Annotated in this window: 15 protein-coding genes and 1 tRNA gene; 8 read left to right on the top strand and 8 right to left on the bottom strand. The window is 50.9% G+C overall.

Going from position 1 to position 18,542, the window contains the following annotated elements:
- Window positions 1-8: 8 nt before the first annotated feature.
- Both glpE and glpG read left to right on the top strand, forming a co-directional pair.
- Entirely contained in the window at window positions 9-320 is a 312-nt protein-coding gene (gene glpE / locus ACLR2L_RS00545; protein ID WP_413364750.1) for a thiosulfate sulfurtransferase GlpE, read from the top strand.
- 2 nt (window positions 321-322) lie between these two features.
- A complete protein-coding gene (gene glpG, locus ACLR2L_RS00540) occupies window positions 323-1,216 on the top strand; it encodes a rhomboid family intramembrane serine protease GlpG (RefSeq protein ID WP_413364748.1) in 894 nt (297 codons plus the stop codon).
- 56 nt (window positions 1,217-1,272) lie between these two features.
- Here glpG and ACLR2L_RS00535 read toward each other — a convergent pair whose 3' ends face one another.
- Window positions 1,273-1,677, bottom strand: coding sequence for a flagellar basal body-associated protein FliL (locus ACLR2L_RS00535; RefSeq protein ID WP_413364746.1), 405 nt, complete (start codon window positions 1,675-1,677; stop codon window positions 1,273-1,275).
- A gap of 177 nt (window positions 1,678-1,854) precedes the next feature.
- On the opposite strand from ACLR2L_RS00535, the gene ubiA reads away from it, so the two are divergent.
- A complete protein-coding gene (gene ubiA, locus ACLR2L_RS00530) occupies window positions 1,855-2,724 on the top strand; it encodes a 4-hydroxybenzoate octaprenyltransferase (RefSeq protein WP_140960720.1) in 870 nt (289 codons plus the stop codon).
- A 4-nt stretch (window positions 2,725-2,728) separates the two neighbouring features.
- On the opposite strand, the gene ubiK is transcribed toward ubiA, so the two are convergent.
- Entirely contained in the window at window positions 2,729-2,980 is a 252-nt protein-coding gene (gene ubiK, locus ACLR2L_RS00525) for a ubiquinone biosynthesis accessory factor UbiK (RefSeq protein WP_140960722.1), read from the bottom strand.
- Between the two features lie 182 nt (window positions 2,981-3,162).
- On the opposite strand from ubiK, the gene rep reads away from it, so the two are divergent.
- Window positions 3,163-5,184, top strand: coding sequence for a DNA helicase Rep (gene rep, locus ACLR2L_RS00520; protein ID WP_413364743.1), 2,022 nt, complete (start codon window positions 3,163-3,165; stop codon window positions 5,182-5,184).
- A 31-nt stretch (window positions 5,185-5,215) separates the two neighbouring features.
- Here rep and ACLR2L_RS00515 read toward each other — a convergent pair whose 3' ends face one another.
- The 3 genes from ACLR2L_RS00515 to ACLR2L_RS00505 all read right to left on the bottom strand — a co-directional run bounded on the left by ACLR2L_RS00515 (window position 5,216) and on the right by ACLR2L_RS00505 (window position 9,884).
- Window positions 5,216-7,846 carry an EAL domain-containing protein gene (locus tag ACLR2L_RS00515; protein ID WP_413364741.1) on the bottom strand — a complete coding sequence of 877 codons (2,631 nt, stop codon included), beginning with the start codon at window positions 7,844-7,846 and terminating at the stop codon, window positions 5,216-5,218.
- Window positions 7,847-8,015: 169 nt separating this feature from the next.
- Window positions 8,016-8,408, bottom strand: a complete 393-nt coding sequence (locus ACLR2L_RS00510) for a c-type cytochrome (RefSeq protein ID WP_413364739.1) — start codon at window positions 8,406-8,408, stop codon at window positions 8,016-8,018.
- A 204-nt stretch (window positions 8,409-8,612) separates the two neighbouring features.
- The gene (locus tag ACLR2L_RS00505) at window positions 8,613-9,884 is read right to left on the bottom strand and encodes a hypothetical protein (protein WP_413364737.1); all 1,272 of its coding nucleotides are present in this window, start codon (window positions 9,882-9,884) and stop codon (window positions 8,613-8,615) included.
- A 305-nt stretch (window positions 9,885-10,189) separates the two neighbouring features.
- Between ACLR2L_RS00505 and ACLR2L_RS00500 the strand changes: the two genes are divergently transcribed.
- The 4 genes from ACLR2L_RS00500 (at window position 10,190) to ACLR2L_RS00485 (ending at window position 16,232) form a co-directional block, all read left to right on the top strand.
- Window positions 10,190-10,266, top strand: a tRNA-Arg gene (locus tag ACLR2L_RS00500).
- Between the two features lie 441 nt (window positions 10,267-10,707).
- Window positions 10,708-11,244: an ECF-type sigma factor gene (locus tag ACLR2L_RS00495; protein ID WP_413364735.1), complete on the top strand. Its 537-nt coding sequence runs from the start codon at window positions 10,708-10,710 to the stop codon at window positions 11,242-11,244.
- Window positions 11,245-11,477: 233 nt separating this feature from the next.
- Window positions 11,478-14,753, top strand: a complete 3,276-nt coding sequence (locus ACLR2L_RS00490) for a hypothetical protein (RefSeq protein WP_413364733.1) — start codon at window positions 11,478-11,480, stop codon at window positions 14,751-14,753.
- A gap of 12 nt (window positions 14,754-14,765) precedes the next feature.
- Window positions 14,766-16,232 carry a vWA domain-containing protein gene (locus ACLR2L_RS00485; RefSeq protein WP_413364731.1) on the top strand — a complete coding sequence of 489 codons (1,467 nt, stop codon included), beginning with the start codon at window positions 14,766-14,768 and terminating at the stop codon, window positions 16,230-16,232.
- A gap of 81 nt (window positions 16,233-16,313) precedes the next feature.
- Here the strand turns inward: ACLR2L_RS00485 and ACLR2L_RS00480 are convergent, their stop codons facing one another.
- Genes ACLR2L_RS00480 through ACLR2L_RS00470 form a run of 3 tightly spaced genes read right to left on the bottom strand, consistent with a single transcriptional unit; the run spans window position 16,314 to window position 18,453 of the window.
- A complete protein-coding gene (locus ACLR2L_RS00480) occupies window positions 16,314-16,877 on the bottom strand; it encodes a hypothetical protein (protein WP_413364729.1) in 564 nt (187 codons plus the stop codon).
- A 9-nt stretch (window positions 16,878-16,886) separates the two neighbouring features.
- On the bottom strand, window positions 16,887-17,705 hold the full coding sequence (locus tag ACLR2L_RS00475; protein WP_413364727.1) for a hypothetical protein: 819 nt from the start codon (window positions 17,703-17,705) through the stop codon (window positions 16,887-16,889).
- A gap of 4 nt (window positions 17,706-17,709) precedes the next feature.
- Window positions 17,710-18,453, bottom strand: coding sequence for a hypothetical protein (locus tag ACLR2L_RS00470; RefSeq protein ID WP_413364725.1), 744 nt, complete (start codon window positions 18,451-18,453; stop codon window positions 17,710-17,712).
- Window positions 18,454-18,542: the final 89 nt, after the last annotated feature.

Genomic DNA, 18,542 nt, shown 5'->3' with positions numbered 1-18,542 from the left:
CTCATATTATGCAAGCGTTTAAACATATTTCTGTGGCACAAGTTGCCGAACAACTTGGTGATGTTGTGGTAGCCGACATCCGTGATGCCGGCTCATTTCAGGCGGGTCACATCGAAGGGGCGGTTAACCTGTCGAATGACAACCTGGCTGAGTTTATGGAAAACACACCCAAAACTCAGCCCGTGGTAGTGGTGTGCTACCACGGCGTAAGCAGCCAACAGGCAGCGCAATACCTGGTTGGACAGGGCTATGAACAGGTATACAGCATGGACGGCGGTTTTGAAGGCTGGCGATTAGGTCAACCTGTGGCAACCAAATAACAGTGGCCAAACCCCTCATAGCGATTCGCCAGCTACGGTATGCCGACCTGCTGGCGAGCTATTTAACCTCCCAACATATCGATGTCACTGTTGTTCACGACGCCGCACAAGACCAATACGTCGTGCAGCTTCATAACGAGCAGGACATGGATAAGGCATTGGCAATTTGTCATGCGTTTGTGAAGGCCCCTAACGATCCAAAGTATCAGCAGGCGGCTTGGCAACACTCTGAACGCACGGATGTTATTACACCATCCAAACCCACATTCGATACAAAACGCTGGCTGATCTGGCTTCGCAGAGCACCATTTTGCGGGTCAATGTTGTTTATCTGCACCGCTGTGTTTGTGTTGTCGTTTCTGGGCTTGTTCCCCTTTATTAAAGACCAGCTAATGATTCAGCCGCTGGGGCAGCTTGCTCAAAATAACCAGTGGTGGCGATTACTTGGGCCTGCGTTTATCCATTTCAGTATGCTGCACTTTGTGTTTAACCTGCTGTGGTGGTGCATGCTGGGTGGGCGTATTGAACACAAGCTGGGTAGCAGTTTTTTGATTCTGCTATTTGTCATTACTGCGCTAGTGAGTAACCTGGCGCAACTGATCGCTGCAGGGCCCAACTTTGGTGGCTTGTCTGGCGTGGTGTACGGTGTACTGGGCTTTGTTTGGATCATTGGCTGGCTTCGCCCTACTTGGGGGATTAACCTGCCTAAACCGGTAATTGGCTTTATGCTGTTGTGGCTGGTGCTCGGCTATGTCGACATTCTGTGGGTGAGCATGGCCAATGCGGCCCATACTGCCGGCTTAATCAGCGGGTGTATCATTGCCTGGATGTTGCACCTGGGCTCGGGTAACAAGGCCAGTCCCGCACAGTCAGCGGAAACCGGTGCAGACAGATAAAACAAAAACGGCAATACACCGTATTGCCGTTCAGTTCATTCGCACCTCGCATCGCGCTAGCTTTGATGCAGGTACTTGGTAAAGATAATTTCTTTAATCACCGGAGCGCCGGTTTCTTTCGACATAGAGTCCTGAAACGCAGCTAAAATAGCCCGGCGAATGTCTTCGCGTCCGGTTAGTGACTTCACTTTTTCTTCTGGCTGGCGGCCAAAAATTTCAATCGCAGTAGAGCGCAGCAATGGCATGTGGTGCTCAACTAGCTCGAGTTGATCAACGTTGCCTACCATCACTTCAATCATTACCCGAACGTAGCCCAGTTTAATAGCACTGGTGCCCAGGTAATTGGTAACAATTTCAGGTTCAATACCAATATAGGCGTAAGAAGGTTTGTCCTGGGCAAGCGCCGGGGTGGCGAAGAATACGGAGCCCACTAACATAACCAGCAGAGCAAATTGCTTCATTAAGAAGATTTCCAGAAAATTTAATTGCTTAAATTCTAGTTGAGAGAACGAACACGTACAACCTACTTTAGATTAATGTCGTAGGCTTTAAAGGGTGTTACACTGCCATTTTTAAGCATTAAGCCCTGAAACAGAGCTAAATAGCCTGTTCGCGGCAGAGTACTTTGATTGTAAAACATGTTGTTGACGCTACAAAACCTTCCTCACTATAAACGCTTAATGCGGCTGGATAAGCCCATAGGTATTTACCTGCTGTTCTGGCCTACATTGTGGGCGTTAATGCTGGCAGCCAAAGGCATGCCGCCGCTGCTGGAACTGGTGGTGTTTACGCTGGGCGTGGTAGTGATGCGTTCGGCCGGGTGTGTGATCAACGACTATGCTGACAGGCACTTCGATGGCAGTGTTAAACGCACGAATACCCGCCCGCTGGTGGCAGGGGATGTTACCGAAAAAGAAGCATTACAATTGTTCGCCATGCTCATTGGCGTGGCGTTCGTGCTGGTTTTACAGCTTAGCTGGCAAACTATCTTATTGTCGGTAGTGGCGCTTGGACTCGCCGCCTGCTACCCCTTTATGAAGCGTTATACGTATTTGCCTCAAGCTGTGTTAGGTGCGGCTTATGGCTGGTCGATTCCCATGGCCATTATGGCGGTGTACGGCGATATTCCCGCCTGGGGTTGGCTGCTATTCATCGCTAATCTGCTGTGGACGATTGCTTACGATACCTTGTACGCGATGGTCGACCGCGACGACGACGTGATCATTGGCATTAAATCAAGTGCCATTTTGTTTGGCCGGTTCGACAAACTGATTGTCGGCACGTTAGATATCATTGTGCTGGCTATGCTGGCAGTTGTGTTTGAACTAACCGGGCGGGGCTTGCTTGCTTACGTGGGATTGCTTGCGGCTGCTATGCTGTTTATTCACCAACATTACAGCATACGTTTTCGCGACAGAGACGCTTGCTTTAAAGCGTTCCTCGACAACCACTATGTGGGAATGGTGATTGCCATAGGATTAGCAGCCGACTACGCGTTCGCGCTGTAGCTGGCTATTTACCGGCTTGCTGGGCTTCAAGGGCAGCGATGCGGCTTTCCATGGCTTCCAGCTTTTCGCGGGTGCGAATTAACACCTGAGTTTGAATGTCGAACTCCTCACGTGTAACCAAATCCAGTTTGGACAGTTGTGCCTGCAACACCTGCTTAATTTTTCCTTCTGCTTCTTCAGCCATGTGTTTTACGCCGGGCGGAACAGAATCGGCAATCTGACGGGCAATCTCTTCCAGTTTCTTTGGATCTAACATGTGGGTGTCCTGATATTGCGTTTTACGTGATGCTCTATTCTAAAGTGATTACCCAGCGATGCAATACAATCAACACTCGGATTATTGCGCGGGGTCGATTACAATACCGCTCCTGCGTGTTCGCTATGCGCATCTGAGTCTGAAACTAAATTCACCGAGCCTTTTACGAGCTATTTGCGTACATGAAATTAAATCCCGCCCAAGAAACTGCTGTTACTTATGTGTCCGGCCCCTGTTTGGTGCTGGCCGGAGCGGGCAGTGGTAAAACCCGGGTGATCACCAATAAAATTGCCCACCTGGTACGCAATTGCGACATGCCAGCGCGCTACATTGCGGCGGTAACGTTTACCAATAAAGCGGCGCGGGAAATGAAAGAGCGTGTGGCACAAACGCTGGGTAAACCTGAGGCCAAAGGTCTGAAGGTGTCTACCTTTCACACTTTGGGCTTAAACATTATCAAATCAGAAGTAAAAGCGCTGGGGTTAAAATCGGGTTTCTCGTTGTTCGACGATAAAGACACCATGGCACTGCTGAACGACCTGACCGCACATTCCATAGACGGCGATAAAGATCAGCTGAAACTCTTGCAGTCGTGCATTTCAAACTGGAAAAACGACCTGCTCACGCCTGATGTGCTGCTAAATAAGGCGACCAGTCAGGGTGAAAAAGAATTCGCTGGTTACTATCAGGAATACCAGAATCACTTAAAAGCGTACAACGCCTTAGATTTCGACGACCTTATTATGCTGCCCACGTTGTTGCTGAAAGCCAACGAAGCGGCACGTACCAAATGGCAGTCGCGCATTCGCTATTTGCTGGTGGATGAGTACCAGGACACCAACACCAGTCAGTATGAACTGGTAAAACTGCTGGTGGGTGAGCGCGCAAGGTTTACCGTGGTGGGCGACGATGACCAGTCTATCTACTCCTGGCGGGGCGCCAGACCACAAAACCTGAACCTGTTGCAGGAAGATTTCCCGCGCCTGAAGGTAATCAAGCTCGAGCAAAACTACCGCTCCTCCGGTCGCATTCTGCACTGCGCGAATATCCTGATCCAAAATAACCCGCATATCTTCGACAAAACCCTGTTTTCAGCATTGGGCTACGGTGATCACCTGCGCGTACTGGTGGCAAAAAACGAAGAGCACGAAGCTGAGCGGGTGGTGGCAGAACTGCTGGCGCATAAGTTTACCAATCGCACGCAGTTCAAAGATTACGCCATCTTGTATCGGGGTAACCACCAAAGCCGGTTGTTTGAAAAGTTGCTGATGAGTAACCGTATTCCCTACAAAATCAGCGGTGGGATGTCGTTCTTTGGACGCACCGAAATTAAAGACATCATGTCTTACCTTCGCCTGCTGGTGAATCAGGACGACGACAACGCGTTATTGCGTATTATTAACACCCCAAGCCGGGGCGTAGGCAGGGCAACCCTGGAAAAACTGGGTAACTTTGCCAACCACCTGGGTGTGTCGATGTTCGAAGCGGCCTGTCACGACAGTTTAAACAGCGTATTAAGCGGCAAGGGCTATCTGGCGGTACACAACTTTGCGCGCTGGATTGTTACGCTGTCGGATGAAGCTGTTCGCGGAGATACCGCCGCCACACTGCGCGGCATGATCCGCGCAATGAGTTATGAAGAATGGTTGTACGAACATAGCCCAAGCCCTAAGGCGGCAGAAATGGCCATGGCCAACGTGAGTACGTTATTTGGCTGGGTAACCGACATGCTGGAAGGCAATGAACTTGATGCGCCCATGACGTTGCAGGAGGTGGTAAACCGCCTGATCCTGCGTGACATGATGGAGCGTGGTGAAGAAGACGGCGAAGCCGATCAGGTTCAGCTGATGACCTTACACGCCTCTAAAGGTTTGGAATTCCCGATTGTGTTCCTGGTTGGTATGGAAGAGGGATTGCTGCCGCATCAAAGCAGCATTGACGAAGACAACGTAGAAGAAGAGCGCCGGTTAGCCTATGTGGGTATTACCCGGGCGCAACGCGAACTCATTTTTACGTTGTCGAAAGAACGCCGCCAGTTCGGTGAGCTGATTCAACCCGAGCCGAGCCGTTTCCTGTATGAGCTGCCACCCGACGATCTGCAATGGGAAGATAAAAAGAAAACCGTAACAGCCGAAGAGCGCCAGCAAAAAGGGCAGGCGAGTATTGCCAATTTACGCAGTATGTTAGGGCAGTCGAAAAGTTAGCTTGTGCGCAGTTTAGCCTGGTTGGGATGACCTATTTGGCTTCTGCGCTGTGGCTCTCGGTATTTACCTGCATGCTGGGCAGCAATTGCGGTGGCTCTAGGAATCGTCCTTGTCCGTACACACATTCTATTTCTTTGAGGGCGTCCAGTTGTGAGATGGAATCTATCCCTTCTGCGATCACATCAAACTTCAAATGGCCCGAAATTAACATAACCGACTGGATCAGTTTTACGTTGCGCAGTGAGCGTGGCAGCGACTTAATAAACCGGTGGTCTATCTTGATAAAATCGAAGGGGTACGAGAACAAATAGCTCAGTGACGCCAGTCCACTACCAAAGTTATCCAGTACCAGTGTTACACCGGCGCGTTTGAGCTTTTTAATGGCTGGCAATATGTACTGTGAACGGCGGTTCAAATCGTTTTCGTCAAACTCAAATACCAACTGCGACGGCTTCACGCCAGACTCACTAATAATGGTCAGGATCTTGTTAACCAGCGAAGCTTGCAACAAGTGGTTAATAGACACGTTAACGCCAATACGCGGCTCGCGTCCGGCGTGGGCGGTTTTCGGCCACGATGCTAACAGCTGACATGCAGTGCGAAGCTGATACATATCCAAATCGAGGATCAAACCACTGTGCTCGGCAACCTGGCGGAATTGCTCGCGCGCCACTTTACCAATGGTGGGGTGTACCCAGCGAACATAAATTTCGTGGTAAAGCGGTTGCTGATTACGAAGATCAACAATGGGCTGTATATAGCACTCAAATTCTGAGTCGCGCAGCGAACGGCGAAATTCGTTCTCCAGCTCCAGTTCTTCCAGTAAGCGCTCGCGCATACTCTTATCGAACATCACATAACGGCCACGGCCCAGAGATTTGGCCTGATACATGGCTGCGTCGGCGTCGCGGATCACTTCGTCGGCGCTACGGTAGTAGTTTTCAAGATGCGCAATGCCAATACTCGCACCCGAATACATTTCTTTGCCGTCTAAAATAAACGGCTCAGAAATAGACTGGATAATGCGAGCAGACACTTCCTGCACATCATTGGAATCGGCAAAAGCGTCCAGCAACAACACAAATTCATCGCCGCCTAAACGGGCCAGTAAATCGTGACCGCGAATACAGTGGGTGATGCGTTTGGACACTTCAATTAAGAATTCGTCGCCGGCATGGTGACCCAGTGTATCGTTAATGATTTTAAAGCGGTCCAGATCGATAAACAGCACCGCAAACATGTTTTCCGGATGGCGCTGCTTGTTGGCAATGGCCAGTTCAAGGCGGCTGGTGAACATAGCGCGGTTGGGCAAGTCGGTAAGTGCATCGTGATGGGCGTCGTGGATCAGCTTGCGCTCAATTTCTTTACGTTCTTCAATTTGCTGGCGCAACACTTCGTTGGCTTCGTTTAGCTCCTGCGTGCGGGCTTCAACGCGCTCTTCCAGCTGCTCGTTGTATGCCTGAATCGCATCTGCCCTGAATTTGCGCTCCAATGCTACCGCAATGTGGTGCGATACAAAGCGCAGTAATTCCAGATCGCGCGGCGTGTACTTGGCCGACTTACCGTAGGTTTGCACGGCAATCACACCGTAAACTTCGCCGTCGATAATCAGTGGTGAACCCAGCCAGGAGTTCGCTTGTTGCAAAATTTCCTGGGCTACCGATACATCAATTTCACCCGATTCGGTGAGCGATAAAATACGCGATGGGTCAATTAATTCCGCCTGCCCCTTGCGAATAACGAATTCGGTAAGGCCAAGGCCCAATGCCCGGCGACCCGGCATTAACGCCTGGGTATCGCTAAAATACGGAAAATCCAGGTACTCGCGGGTTTCATCCAGCGTGGCAATGTAACAGTTTGGTGCACTGATCAGGCGGGCCAGAATATCGTGCAGTGCCTCGTAAAACGAATCCATATCCTTGCCGGCGGTGGCCGACAATTCCGATATTTCAAACAGTGCCTGTTGTAACGACTCTACCTTTTGGCGCTCCAGAATTTCTTCTTGTAAATCGTCGTTAATTTGGCGTAACTGGCGTGTGCGTTCACGAATGGTGCGCTCGGTTAACTCGCGGTTTTTAACCCGGTCTACCGTGGTAACAATGTGCTGAGATACGAACAGCAATACTTCTAAATCTTCGTGGGTGTAGGCAACATTGGGATCGTAGGTTTGTACCACCATGGCACCAATTACCTGGTTACCACGTTTTAGGGGAACACCCAGTAATTCATGTGGCGGGCTGCCAATTTCCTCAACCTGAACCTGTCGTTTGAATTCTTCTTTGTCTTCGTTGCGATAAAAGATGTGGTTGCCGGTATTGAGTATGTAACCAGTGAAGCCGTGCTTGAGCTTTTCTGCGGGGAGTTGCTTAATTACCTGCTCGTCGAATTCGTCAACAAAATACGCCATGTTCACGTATTCACTGTCGGCGTCGCAAAACGCAACGAAGAAATTCTCGGCTTCCATAAAGTCGCCGATAATTTCGTGAATAGCCGTATACAGATGAGACAAATTGCTCACCGAACTGGCTAATTCAGAAATATTAAACAGTGCCTTTTGAACGCGTTCGGCACGTTTATATTTGTCGGTAAGTTGTTGAAGTTGAGGAATAAGCTCCCTTAACTCCTCTTCAGACAACTCATATTTTGACGAATCGGATGACATGAAATTTGCTGCCAGCGCTCCTGCACACGATAAACGATTAACGTACCTTATTCGCAACAAAAATTCTAGCGCTTATTCAAGCGCCAGAATTCTAAAAATAAGGCAAATTTTTCCAGCAGTGAGAAGCGTTTACCTGAACGCAGAATTGGCTCAGGCTGGCTAAATCAGCTTATACGCCTTCGATCATGTACTCGATGGCAGCTTTGATATCATCATCGCTACACGCGCCACAGGTACCGCGAGGAGGCATTGCATTGAAGCCATTAATGGCGTGAGACAATACGGTGTCGAAACCTTGATCAAGACGCGGTTTCCAGTCTGCTGCGTTGTGTAAGCGAGGTGCACCCAGCACACCAGAGCCATGACACGCTACGCACGCTTTGTTGTAAACATCTTCACCAGACATAGCACCGGCAGGAGCAGCGGCAGCCGCGCCAGCAATGTGAACAGCGCCCACTGGCTTAATACGCTCTTTAATTGCGTCGTTAGACATTTGTTGTGCATTTACTGCGAAAACTGCAAAAAAAGCAGCGCCCATAGCTAACAAAGTTTTTAATTTCACTTTCGTCTCCAGGCAATACGGTCTTAAAAACATTAATCCGCATGATTATAATGGTTAATTGTGCGGCGACAACTGTTTGAGACTAATTGATTAGCCAAACTACAACAAAATAGCTAGAAAACTGTATTTTTTAGCCGCCTCACAGGCATTTAGATCACCGAACCTGCCAATATTCAGGCCCGTTCAATGTAAAAACACAGCAGATTAGTGTGCAAGCAATTGTGCCATGCTTTGATCCAATGTGGCTTGCATCGCCATAGCGGCCCTGCCAACCGCAGCATCGTTAATGCCTGGCACTTCTGACTGCACGGCTAACGTAAATTCCCGGCCGCCCTGAACTTTGGGCAAACATACATGCGCAAGCAGTACTGTTTCACCCTGTTGCCGGGTTTCACTGGGGCCTGCGCCGATTTTTTGGAATATACGCCATTTACCCGCAGTGAGTTCATCCAGCACCACGTTAGGTTCGCGTTTATCACCTGGCGCCAGGGTAGCAGCAATCGATCGAGCCAGCATCAGCCCAATCCCCGACATCATACCGCCCACGTTGCCAGCCGCACTGCTATGGCCCGGTGCATAAAGCAGCATGGTGAGGTCGCTGTTATCAAACCCGGGTAATTGTGTAAGTGGTTCGCGTTCGCCCGACATCAGGCGCTTTAAAAACTCCGCTTCGGCCAGCGTAGACATTGGCTTGTTACCGGTTAGTCCGCAATCGTCGCAGCGATAGGTTTGATAACCCGGATCGTCTGGCCCTTCCGCATAGTGTGCAACGGGGTGGGAATAGCTCAGCGACGCGGAAGTCCATAACTCAGATTCAGGTATAAACGCCAATGGCCCATAAGCCCCACGAAAACGCACGTTGGCATTAGGTGTATGAATCCAGTCAGCGTGAAACAACTGCGTTAAATAATCGCGCCCCGCCACATTAGCAAAGTACGTTGCAATGGCATTAGAATTGCCATCGGCCACGCCCGCTTCGGCATAGCTGTGTACACTCGTTACCAAATCGGCCAATCGCGTATTACCTACCAAGGTATCTGCCGCAACACCCGGTTCAAATTTGCTGAGCGCCCCCACAATGGCCATTACCTTAGACGAGCTCCAGGGCTCATACACCGCACTCTGTGTATTGGCATTGGCTAAGTAGCGATACCCCAGGCCTGAAGGGGTTTGCGCGTAGTCGATAACCGTAATCTTACTTTGCGAAGCCGGTACGTTAAAAAAGGCCCAGTCATGGGCAACACGATTGTGCCAACCCGCACCCATTCCAGACTCAGCAACCGTTTTATAGTCAGCAGAATCCAGCGCCCGCGCACACGAGGGTAAATAATGCGACGTATCCGCCGGTTCGTAAGGAGCCGCACTAAACACATCTTCATAAAACGCCAGATCACTTTGCTCATCGGCGGTACACACGTTAATTCCTGCCACAAAACAGGCCAAAAACGGTGAGACAAAACACAGTAGTTTACGCATAAAATGCCCGAGTATTGAACGAGTTAACCAGCCTAGGGTATTCAAATGGAATAAGCAAAACCTGTGTGCATTGACCAAAAACCAACCAACCCAACACCCCATTTGAATTTTTACTGTAAATCTTGCAGCCGACCTCTTATAATGCGCCACTCAATACGCACCCGTAACTCAGCTGGGTGAGTACCGTTCGCCTCAGGCGATTCGGGGTGACTTAACGTCACGCCGAAAGGCACGCAACGCCGCAACAGGACGTTGCGGCTGGAATGACCCACCAGGGACGGGTCAGAAACAAGTTCATAAAGTACGCACCCGTAGCTCAGCTGGATAGAGCGTTGCCCTCCGGAGGCAAAGGTCATAGGTTCGAATCCTATCGGGTGCGCCAGATACAAAAGAACCAGCCTCGTGCTGGTTTTTTTGTATCTGCTGTATTCCGTGGATGAGAACCTCAGTTCGACAAAATTGCAGGGAGCAATTTTGAACGCGCTTTAGCGCGGCCCGAAGGGCGAGGCGCAGGACGCGCCGAGTAATCCTATCGGGTGCGCTATTCCTTTTGTGAGTGATGGCAATGCAAGTCAACGGAATTTCGCCAATGCACCAGAAGTGAAAATAACCGCGAACGCATATATTTTGGATTATTAAGCCAGTTGTATGTCAATTTAACTGCGAACGCATAAATTCATTCAGCAATGCCGCTCACTTCTGCCTACTCAGACTGCGCTTAAATTACACGCTCACATAATCCGCAACGGATCCGCCAACACATTTTGTACTCGCATCAAAAGCATGAAATACTGAGCTTCTCATGGAGGTGAGGAGTAAAGCCTTGAGTGTAAGTAATCTTAACTATCAAACCGATACTGCTGCGGTTGAGCAGTTAACTGCCAGTCTTTACGAGCAATTAAAAAAGGTAGCCAGCACACAGCGATGGATCATTGGCACTGGCAGCGAAACATTGTGTACTACGGTGCTGGTACATGAATCGTTTTTACGGCTTCGCGATGTACACAACTGGCAAGACGCAAACCACTTTTTGCGCACCGCCAGCAAGGCAATGCGATTTGCCCTTATCGACTACATTCGTTCGCAAACGTCCAGTAAACGCAACGCGCTGGACTTGCAAAGCTGGGTCACAATTTTAGATGGGCAAACCCCACCCGGAGACTGGTTGCTTGAGCTTGACCAGGCCATTGTTGCGCTGGAAAAGGAAAACGAGCGGCTTGCCCGGGTAGTAGAATGTTTGTTCTTTGCTGGCTTAACCGAGCAGGAAACCGCCAGCTTGCTGGGCATAAATGAACGCACCGTGCGGCGCGACTGGCAAAAAGCCAGAAGCTGGTTGTGCGTAACGCTAAGCGAGCAGTAACGCTAGAAACTGGCCTGCTGCTTTGTCATCTCGTGATGAAAAGTAAAATACGCACTTTGCCGCGCGGTCCGAAATTTGTTTTTAAAACACACGATGTACTGCGCGCTTGTAACAATAACCACTACTTAATCTTCCAATAATCTTTCAAAAAATCACTAGCCCTTGTCCGCTTTTAAGCGCGTTTTGCGATTAATCAGGTAAACCCCAATACCCAGTGTGAGTGATTGTTTGTTATGCGCGTTCTGAAATTAATGGTTTTGCTGCTGCTCTGGCAGGGGCCGGTACTTGCCGATACCTGTTGCCCGGTGATCTATACCGGTAACCAGGGGGCAACCCTGAATCCCGGTGAGGTAGTAAGCTCGCCTGATGTACCTGTAGCGGATCCATCGGGCTTATTTGCCTGGGTAAAAACCGGCCAGCATGACGGCTACCTGATACCTGTTGAAGGCGATGCCAGTAAGCTGCATTTTAACCTGTTATGGCACCCAGCGTTGCCGTGGCAGGGCGGGCAGGCGCAAATTGTGTTAACCAACGGTGAGACTGCCTGCCCGGCGGTTACCGTTAACATTGCACCGTTGCAGCGGGCTGATGGTGCGTTTGATGCCATGTTAGCGTTGCTGCGGCAAGGCGTAGATAACGAAAGCGTGCCATTGGGGCAGGATTACGAAAGTCTGAGTACCCAAACCGACAGCGACGTGCCGGCATGGCAGGTGCTGGCGGCATTTTCGGCATCGCTGTACGACAATGACGATCCAAACGGTTTTGCCAATGCGCTGGCGCAGTTGCGTGCCGATCCCGAATTAAGTGAATCGCTGGCACTCATGGAAGGCTTGTTATTTGCCACTGGCATATTGGAAACCATGTACAACGACCTTGATTTAAGGGCTGAGGCATTGCGAGCGCCGGATAACACCGAACCTATGCCGCCGCAGTCGCAATTGTGGCGGCTGCCCGATGCGGGGCTTCGCCAATTGTATCCCCACACAGAATTAACCCCATTGTTATACGAGCCCGAGCTACACGATACCGCGCTTCAGGTGCAGGTGAATGCCACTACAAATGCCCCAGCGCCGTCACTTAATATTGCCGTATTTAAGGATGCCAGGTCGTTGTCGGAAGCCATGTATGCGCAGTTTCACTCTGAAACCGGCTTATTGCCCGATGTGCAGATATATCGCGACGCGGCGGGCTCATTACTTACTGCAGGCAGTGCGCTTGCCACGGCGCATGGTGCCAAGGCGCTGGCCTCTTTTTACAGTCGGGTAGGCGAGGGATTGTTCCTATGGACCATGTTAGACAAACTGCGCGACGGCCTGTACCCCAACGCCATGATCGACATGAAAATAGACGCGTCGAACAACCTTATTTACGTTCAGTCTAAACCCGACAGCGGTGTAGTGAATGCGATTTGGGTAACGCCCAAGGCCAAAGGGCTGGATATGAGCAAGATTGCACTGGACTTTGTATTGCAGGTGTTGCCAGTGAATAAGGTGGCTGGCGCGCGCACTGGATCACACGCCCGGCGAACCGCAAATCACGAAATTCTGGGGCGACCACTCACTGGCGCGGCTGAACAACAGTTTCAGCGTACCTTACAAAAAGCCCACCTGAACGACGGCATGCTGGAAGGGGTACTCGATACGTCAAAGTGGACAATACTGGGTAAGATCATTGAAAAACTACCGGGCAATGGTGTGATTGCGCCATTTACTTATCCGCCGGTGAATATTTATCAGCGCGGCTATGTGGATTTGAAACTGTCTAAAACCGGCGTGGTTACGGTGGATTTTCCGGAAGACGGACTTATGGTGTATCAGGCGTCGGCGGCAGGACGGGTGCTGTTAAATGCGTACACCCGTTCAGGCAAGTTTGGTAACACCAACGCCACGGCAGAATACGAAGTGCGGGTAAGAGAAAGTCAGGGGCTTTACATTAGCCCGGCCAATCCCATTGTGATGCCCGGTGAATCGGTGCGGTTATTTATTGCCTGGGGTGGTGAAGAGCAGGCGCTGCCGCCTCAGTTTGCAGTGAATGTAGATACTTTACCGGCTGGGCATCAGTTTAGGCTTTCCAGTAAACCCGAACGCCTTACCATAAACGGGTATCCGCAGTGGGCATACACTCTGGATGTAACCACCCAAAGTAACATGCAGTTGTTTCCGGTGCACGTAACGGCTTCATTAAAAAGCCGGCCTGAAATATCGGCAAAAGCGCGCATCGACCCCACTGCCATAGTGCCCGGCACCGGCTGTATAGAACCTGATAGCAGCGTAACGTTCTCAGTGCCGATAACCGGCGGTAAGAGCATGCCGGGTATAAGCTGGCGGGTGGCGCAGGGGCCAGGGCAAATTAGTCAGAGCGGCCTGTATGAGGCACCCGCCAACGCTAAAAAAGGCGAACAGGTACGTATTGAAGCCCGCTCACCCAAAGGCATGGTACTTACCCGTGACATGCGTTTGTCTTGCGGGTGCGAATGGCGCTTAAACGCCTATGGGCAGCAGTGGGAAGGCAACAATGTGTATGTTACCCGCTACAACGACACTAACAACCAGCCCAGCCATATGTTGCATGCGGGTAATGACGATTCAACCATTGTGGTGGCGTCGGGGCAGGCACCGCAACTGGGCTCACTGCTGGGCGTACTGAATGCAACGGTGGGGGCGTATAACCTGTTCACCAACGGCTGCAACGACGAAAACCGCGATAATCTTTGCGATCCGGATGAGCCGCGCGAAGGCGACCCGGTTGCACCGCCTCCTGCCAGTTATACCATTACCGCCACCGACGGCGGCTTTGTGCAAGGCGTGATCTCGGGGCAAGCCATTGAAGGACACCGGCTCACGGGTAAACAGTCTGTTCTGCCTGCCACGCCATTTAGTTTTCATTTTCGCGCAAAAGTGGCGCAGTTCAACATGCAGGATTTGGGCATTGCTCAGGCACTGGCGATGTCTGCGGGGGATACCTCTGAACAAACGCTGGCGCAATTTGCGCAATTAGGAGCCTTGTTTGGTGGCGAGAGCTGCAATACCGATCCGGAATGGGAAGATGCAAAGCGCAAGCGGGGGCCTAACGTGCAAGACGATGATGACGCGTATACCTACCCGGAGGAAGACGACGGCGCACAACCCCCTGAGGATGAATCAGGGCAAATGGATACCGAAGAGACGGACAACCCCTATGACTACGCCGATAACGAAGAAAATGCCGACGGCGCCGATTCATCACAAAGCACTAATGCGTTGCCCGATCACAGCATTCCCTTGCTGCCGGAGCTAACCTGCATAGCGCCGGGCCAGGTAATTAATTTTCACTTGCCGCCCACCCATAGCCCGCTGCGCGAGATGCTGGTGATAAAAGTAGATGAAACAAGGCAACTGGGGCCCGACTGGCGCTACCAGGCACCGGCAGTATTCAGTAGCCCATTTGTGCGCGTAGGCTTGTATGAGAAGTATACAGGCATGCGACTAGCCAACTATATTTACCCGGCTGGCTGTAGCCAGTCGCACTAAAGGATTAGCCCAATGAAATATACTTATTTGTTTTCAATGATGTTTATGCCGCTGGCGTTTGCCAGTAATACACCGCCTGCTGATGTACCAGCCAATGTAGCAGCCAATGTACCTGCCGCGATTATTGTGGATGCGTCTAATTCGATGTGGGGGCAGGTAAATGGCGTAGCTAAAATCGCTACCGCCAAAACGGCATTGCAACAGCTTTTGCAAGACTGGCCAGCCCATCGGCCGCTGTCGGTGTGGGCGTACGGCCATCGTTCCAAATCGTCTTGCGATGACATAGAGCAAATCGCCACGCCAGATAACGCCGATCCGGCCGCGCTTAAACGCAGTATTCTGGCGCTGTCTCCCAAAGGCAGAACCCCGCTCACTGCAGCGGTAGAGCAGGCAGCTACCGCCATGCAAGCCACTGGCGGTACCATCATCCTACTTACCGATGGCATTGAAAGTTGCGACCGCGACCCCTGTGCGCTGGCTGCTGAATTACAAGCCAAAGGCATTACCTTTACTGCCCACGTGGTGGGATTCGACATAACCAACGAGCGCGACAAATCCCAGCTGAGCTGCCTGGCTACCAGCAGCGGCGGGCGCTATTTTGATGCTGGCAACGAGCAGGCACTGCTCGATGCGTTAGAACAGGCTCAACAGCCGCAAGAACCAGCCCCGGCGCCGCAAATTGTATTGAATGGCGTAGAGCAAGTTGTTGCGACCCATCGGTTTACCTTAAGTTGGCAGGGGCAAGCACAAATCGAAGACAAAGTGGTATTAGTGCCGTTAGGCGTTGCGCCTTCGCCGGGCAATGGGGTTGCTGAAGCCAAAACCTATGGGCGTAGCGAGGCTGAATTACTCGCCCCGGCCCAGCCGGGTCAGTATCAGGCGCATTATGTGTTCGATAGTTATAACCGGCGCGAAAGTATTGCTACACACACGCTTAATGTGGTGCCACTCACTGCCACATTACACTGGCAATCTGCCCCAATGGCCGGTAGCGAACTCACGGTACAAAGCGATATTCAATCCGACGCCGAATTAAGCCTGGTGCTGGTGGAACGTGGGCAAAACAGGCTAAGTGCAAGTTCTCGCGCCAGTTTTGCTAACGGCACAGGTAAACTGCGCTTAAGTAACCAAAGCGGTGAGTACGATGTTATTCTGGTGTCGAACTGGCATGCCAATGCAGAAGAACTGATCCGCCAGCCACTCACAATTCAGCCATTGCAAACCCAGCTAAACGTAGCCTCGATACAGGGCCAAACCTTGCACATTGAATGGCAGGGGCCGGGTGCCGAGGGAGATAAAATCGTGCTGGTGGCTAAAGGTAATCAGGATAGCTGGGGCGGGGCACTCGACGGTGATTTTCCTGCGGGTACCACGCTTACGTTAACTGCCCCGGCACCGGGCCAGTACGATGTGCTGTATATCAGTGACTACTATGGCAATCAAACGGAGCTGGCGCGGATAAGTGTGGATCTGCCCTGAGCGGGCAGATCACAACGCAGATCACACTGCAGATAGTTATGCAGATTCTCATGTGGGTAGTCATGCAGACCACCACGTAGTTTAGAACTTGCCCTGCTCGCTAATGTGATTTAGCACCTGCTTAACGGTGTCGGGCGAGAGGTTGGCGGCAGACACCACTACCAGCAGATCGCCAACCCGCAATATACCCTGAATTTCTTTGAGTGAGCCTACCGCTGTCTCGCGAACAAATCCCTGGCCACGGCCCATCTCTTCAACCGCTTGGTTGCCGCTGATCCTGTCCCAGTGTTGGTTGAAGTCCAGGCTTGTGCCATTGCCTTTTTCTTCCCGCAGCTTGTTTCCGGCCGCATAACTGTCTGGGTTATACAGGCTTAAAACGATCGACGGTTGTTTAAACTGCTCCGCAAAGGTTTTGGGTGCGGGCAGATCAACAAACAGCACTTTGCAGCGCGAACCTAACCCGCTTTTTCGGCGTTCAAAGTTATCAACTTGGGTAACCTCAAACGCCACTGGCGTTGCCAGAATGGGTTGCAGATTGTCTTTTTCAACTAAATTACATGCAGCATCGGCCTCTAGCGGCACACCTACTACCTCGTTACAGCCAATAAGCAGTGTTAGCAGGGCTAATGCAATTGTTTTACGCATAACCAATCCTTAAAAAATATCCTTCAGAAAGCCTTTAATCTTGTCTTTCACTTTATCTTTAGCCTGTTGCCGCGCTTCTTGTTTGGTCTCTTCAACCGCTTCTTCGCCAGCGTCTTGCATTAAACAAAGTGGGTTGTATTCAGCGCCCTCGGCGTTACAGTCCAACATGGCTGATGCAATGGAGAGATCCTGTATGCGGGTGTTGGGTGGCAGTGCGTAATAATCATCGGGCATGTCTTGCTGCGAGAGCGACAGCAGAACCATGCTGTTGTCTTGCCTCAACAGCCCGCCGTATTGATTTAGTTCGGAGCTGGTTTGAGCGAAGCTGTCTGCCGCCGACATATTCGCGCCTGCCATTTTTGCCCAGGTGGATGTCATGCTCATTAACGCACTGCGCACCTGCGCCAGTTGCGGATCCTTACTCAGCACTAATTCCGAACGCATTTTTTTTCCGTCCTGACGGTACGTTAAAACAAACACGTTGCCTTCAAAGCCGGCCACGGTTTCGGTTTTTCCGGTATTTACCAAACTGAATTCCGGATCCTCGCCGGTTGATGTGTTGTCTTGCGAGCCAAACGATACAGCGGCTATGTCGTTTAACGAGATCGCGGTGTAGCCTTGCGCATCGCTGCCACTTACGCTGTAAATATCGTCGCCTTGTTTCAATAAAAACTGGCCCTGCGACATGTTCATGCGAATGTGCTGGTTGTTGCTAACCACTATTTCAACCTGTGCGCCAGACGAACGGTACGTTGCCTGAATGTCGGCCAATACAGGAGCCGACACACTGCCAGCTAACAGGCTCAATAAAAGGGTAGAGTGTTTCATGGGGTTATCCTCTGGCCAATTTACGACGACACGCAATACCCACCAAACCCAGCATAAACAGCATTAAGCCGGTAGGAGAGGAGGCGTTTGTGGTGGTATTTGGCTGTTCGCCATAAAAGTTAACCGTGTCTAACCAGGCATCCACGTAGGTGTAGGTTAGGTTGCCGCCGCGCTGGGTAAAGTTAAAAAATGCGCAGCGCACAAAAGTATTTGGCTGATCGCCACAGCCGTAGGCAGGATCGCTCCAGCTGAACGACTGGGCTACGTCTACACCATTCAAAATGGCCGCTTCGTATTCTTCAACAAAAAACGATTTCGAAATCGACGTATTACCCGTCGGCGAAGGAATGAGGTTGTAGTCGTGTACGCTTACATAATCTTTGGCTTGAGAAGTGGTATAAGACAGCGCGTCGTAGCTGGCGGTACCCGTGAGTAATCCTTCAATATCGAAGTCTTGCAACTGCCATTGAATATCAACCCAGTTGTCATTCAAATCGACGTCTTCGTAGCGCGCAGAATTGGCATTTAAGTCGCGGTCTACCACCTGGGCCGCAGCCGTATTAATGGTAAAGGTGCCAAACACGCGCTTGCCATTCGCAAAGCGCTGACCCAGCGAAATATCGTTGGAAAAGCTGTTGTATACAAAGCCGGAAAAATCCCCGGATATCAGCGCGGCATTCACGTTACCGCACTGAGTAAACAAACCCATTGCAAACGCAACAGGTATAAGGCGTTGAGAGTGTTTCATTTAGTATCCCTGTGAGTATGTTGTAGTGATAAATCGTAACAACACAGGAAATCCGGACAGGGGTTGGGGAATTTTATTTGGATAGCGTT

Source organism: Alteromonas sp. AMM-1 (genome assembly GCF_047290655.1).
GTDB classification, from domain to species: domain Bacteria; phylum Pseudomonadota; class Gammaproteobacteria; order Enterobacterales; family Alteromonadaceae; genus Alteromonas; species Alteromonas mangrovi.
Note: the sequence above shows the minus strand (reverse complement) of the source record. Positions and strands in the feature narration are given on the sequence as shown.

Bases quoted from the DNA above. Each gene is read 5' to 3' on its own strand.
- glpE (WP_413364750.1), top strand. From the start codon at position 9: ATGCAAGCGTTTAAACATATTTCTGTGGCACAAGTTGCCGAACAACTT.
- ACLR2L_RS00535 (WP_413364746.1), bottom strand. From the start codon at position 1,677: ATGAAGCAATTTGCTCTGCTGGTTATGTTAGTGGGCTCCGTATTCTTC.
- ubiA (WP_140960720.1), top strand. From the start codon at position 1,855: ATGTTGTTGACGCTACAAAACCTTCCTCACTATAAACGCTTAATGCGG.
- ubiK (WP_140960722.1), bottom strand. From the start codon at position 2,980: ATGTTAGATCCAAAGAAACTGGAAGAGATTGCCCGTCAGATTGCCGAT.
- rep (WP_413364743.1), top strand. From the start codon at position 3,163: ATGAAATTAAATCCCGCCCAAGAAACTGCTGTTACTTATGTGTCCGGC.
- ACLR2L_RS00515 (WP_413364741.1), bottom strand. From the start codon at position 7,846: ATGTCATCCGATTCGTCAAAATATGAGTTGTCTGAAGAGGAGTTAAGG.
- ACLR2L_RS00505 (WP_413364737.1), bottom strand. From the start codon at position 9,884: ATGCGTAAACTACTGTGTTTTGTCTCACCGTTTTTGGCCTGTTTTGTG.
- ACLR2L_RS00490 (WP_413364733.1), top strand. From the start codon at position 11,478: ATGCGCGTTCTGAAATTAATGGTTTTGCTGCTGCTCTGGCAGGGGCCG.
- ACLR2L_RS00485 (WP_413364731.1), top strand. From the start codon at position 14,766: ATGAAATATACTTATTTGTTTTCAATGATGTTTATGCCGCTGGCGTTT.
- ACLR2L_RS00480 (WP_413364729.1), bottom strand. From the start codon at position 16,877: ATGCGTAAAACAATTGCATTAGCCCTGCTAACACTGCTTATTGGCTGT.
- ACLR2L_RS00475 (WP_413364727.1), bottom strand. From the start codon at position 17,705: ATGAAACACTCTACCCTTTTATTGAGCCTGTTAGCTGGCAGTGTGTCG.
- ACLR2L_RS00470 (WP_413364725.1), bottom strand. From the start codon at position 18,453: ATGAAACACTCTCAACGCCTTATACCTGTTGCGTTTGCAATGGGTTTG.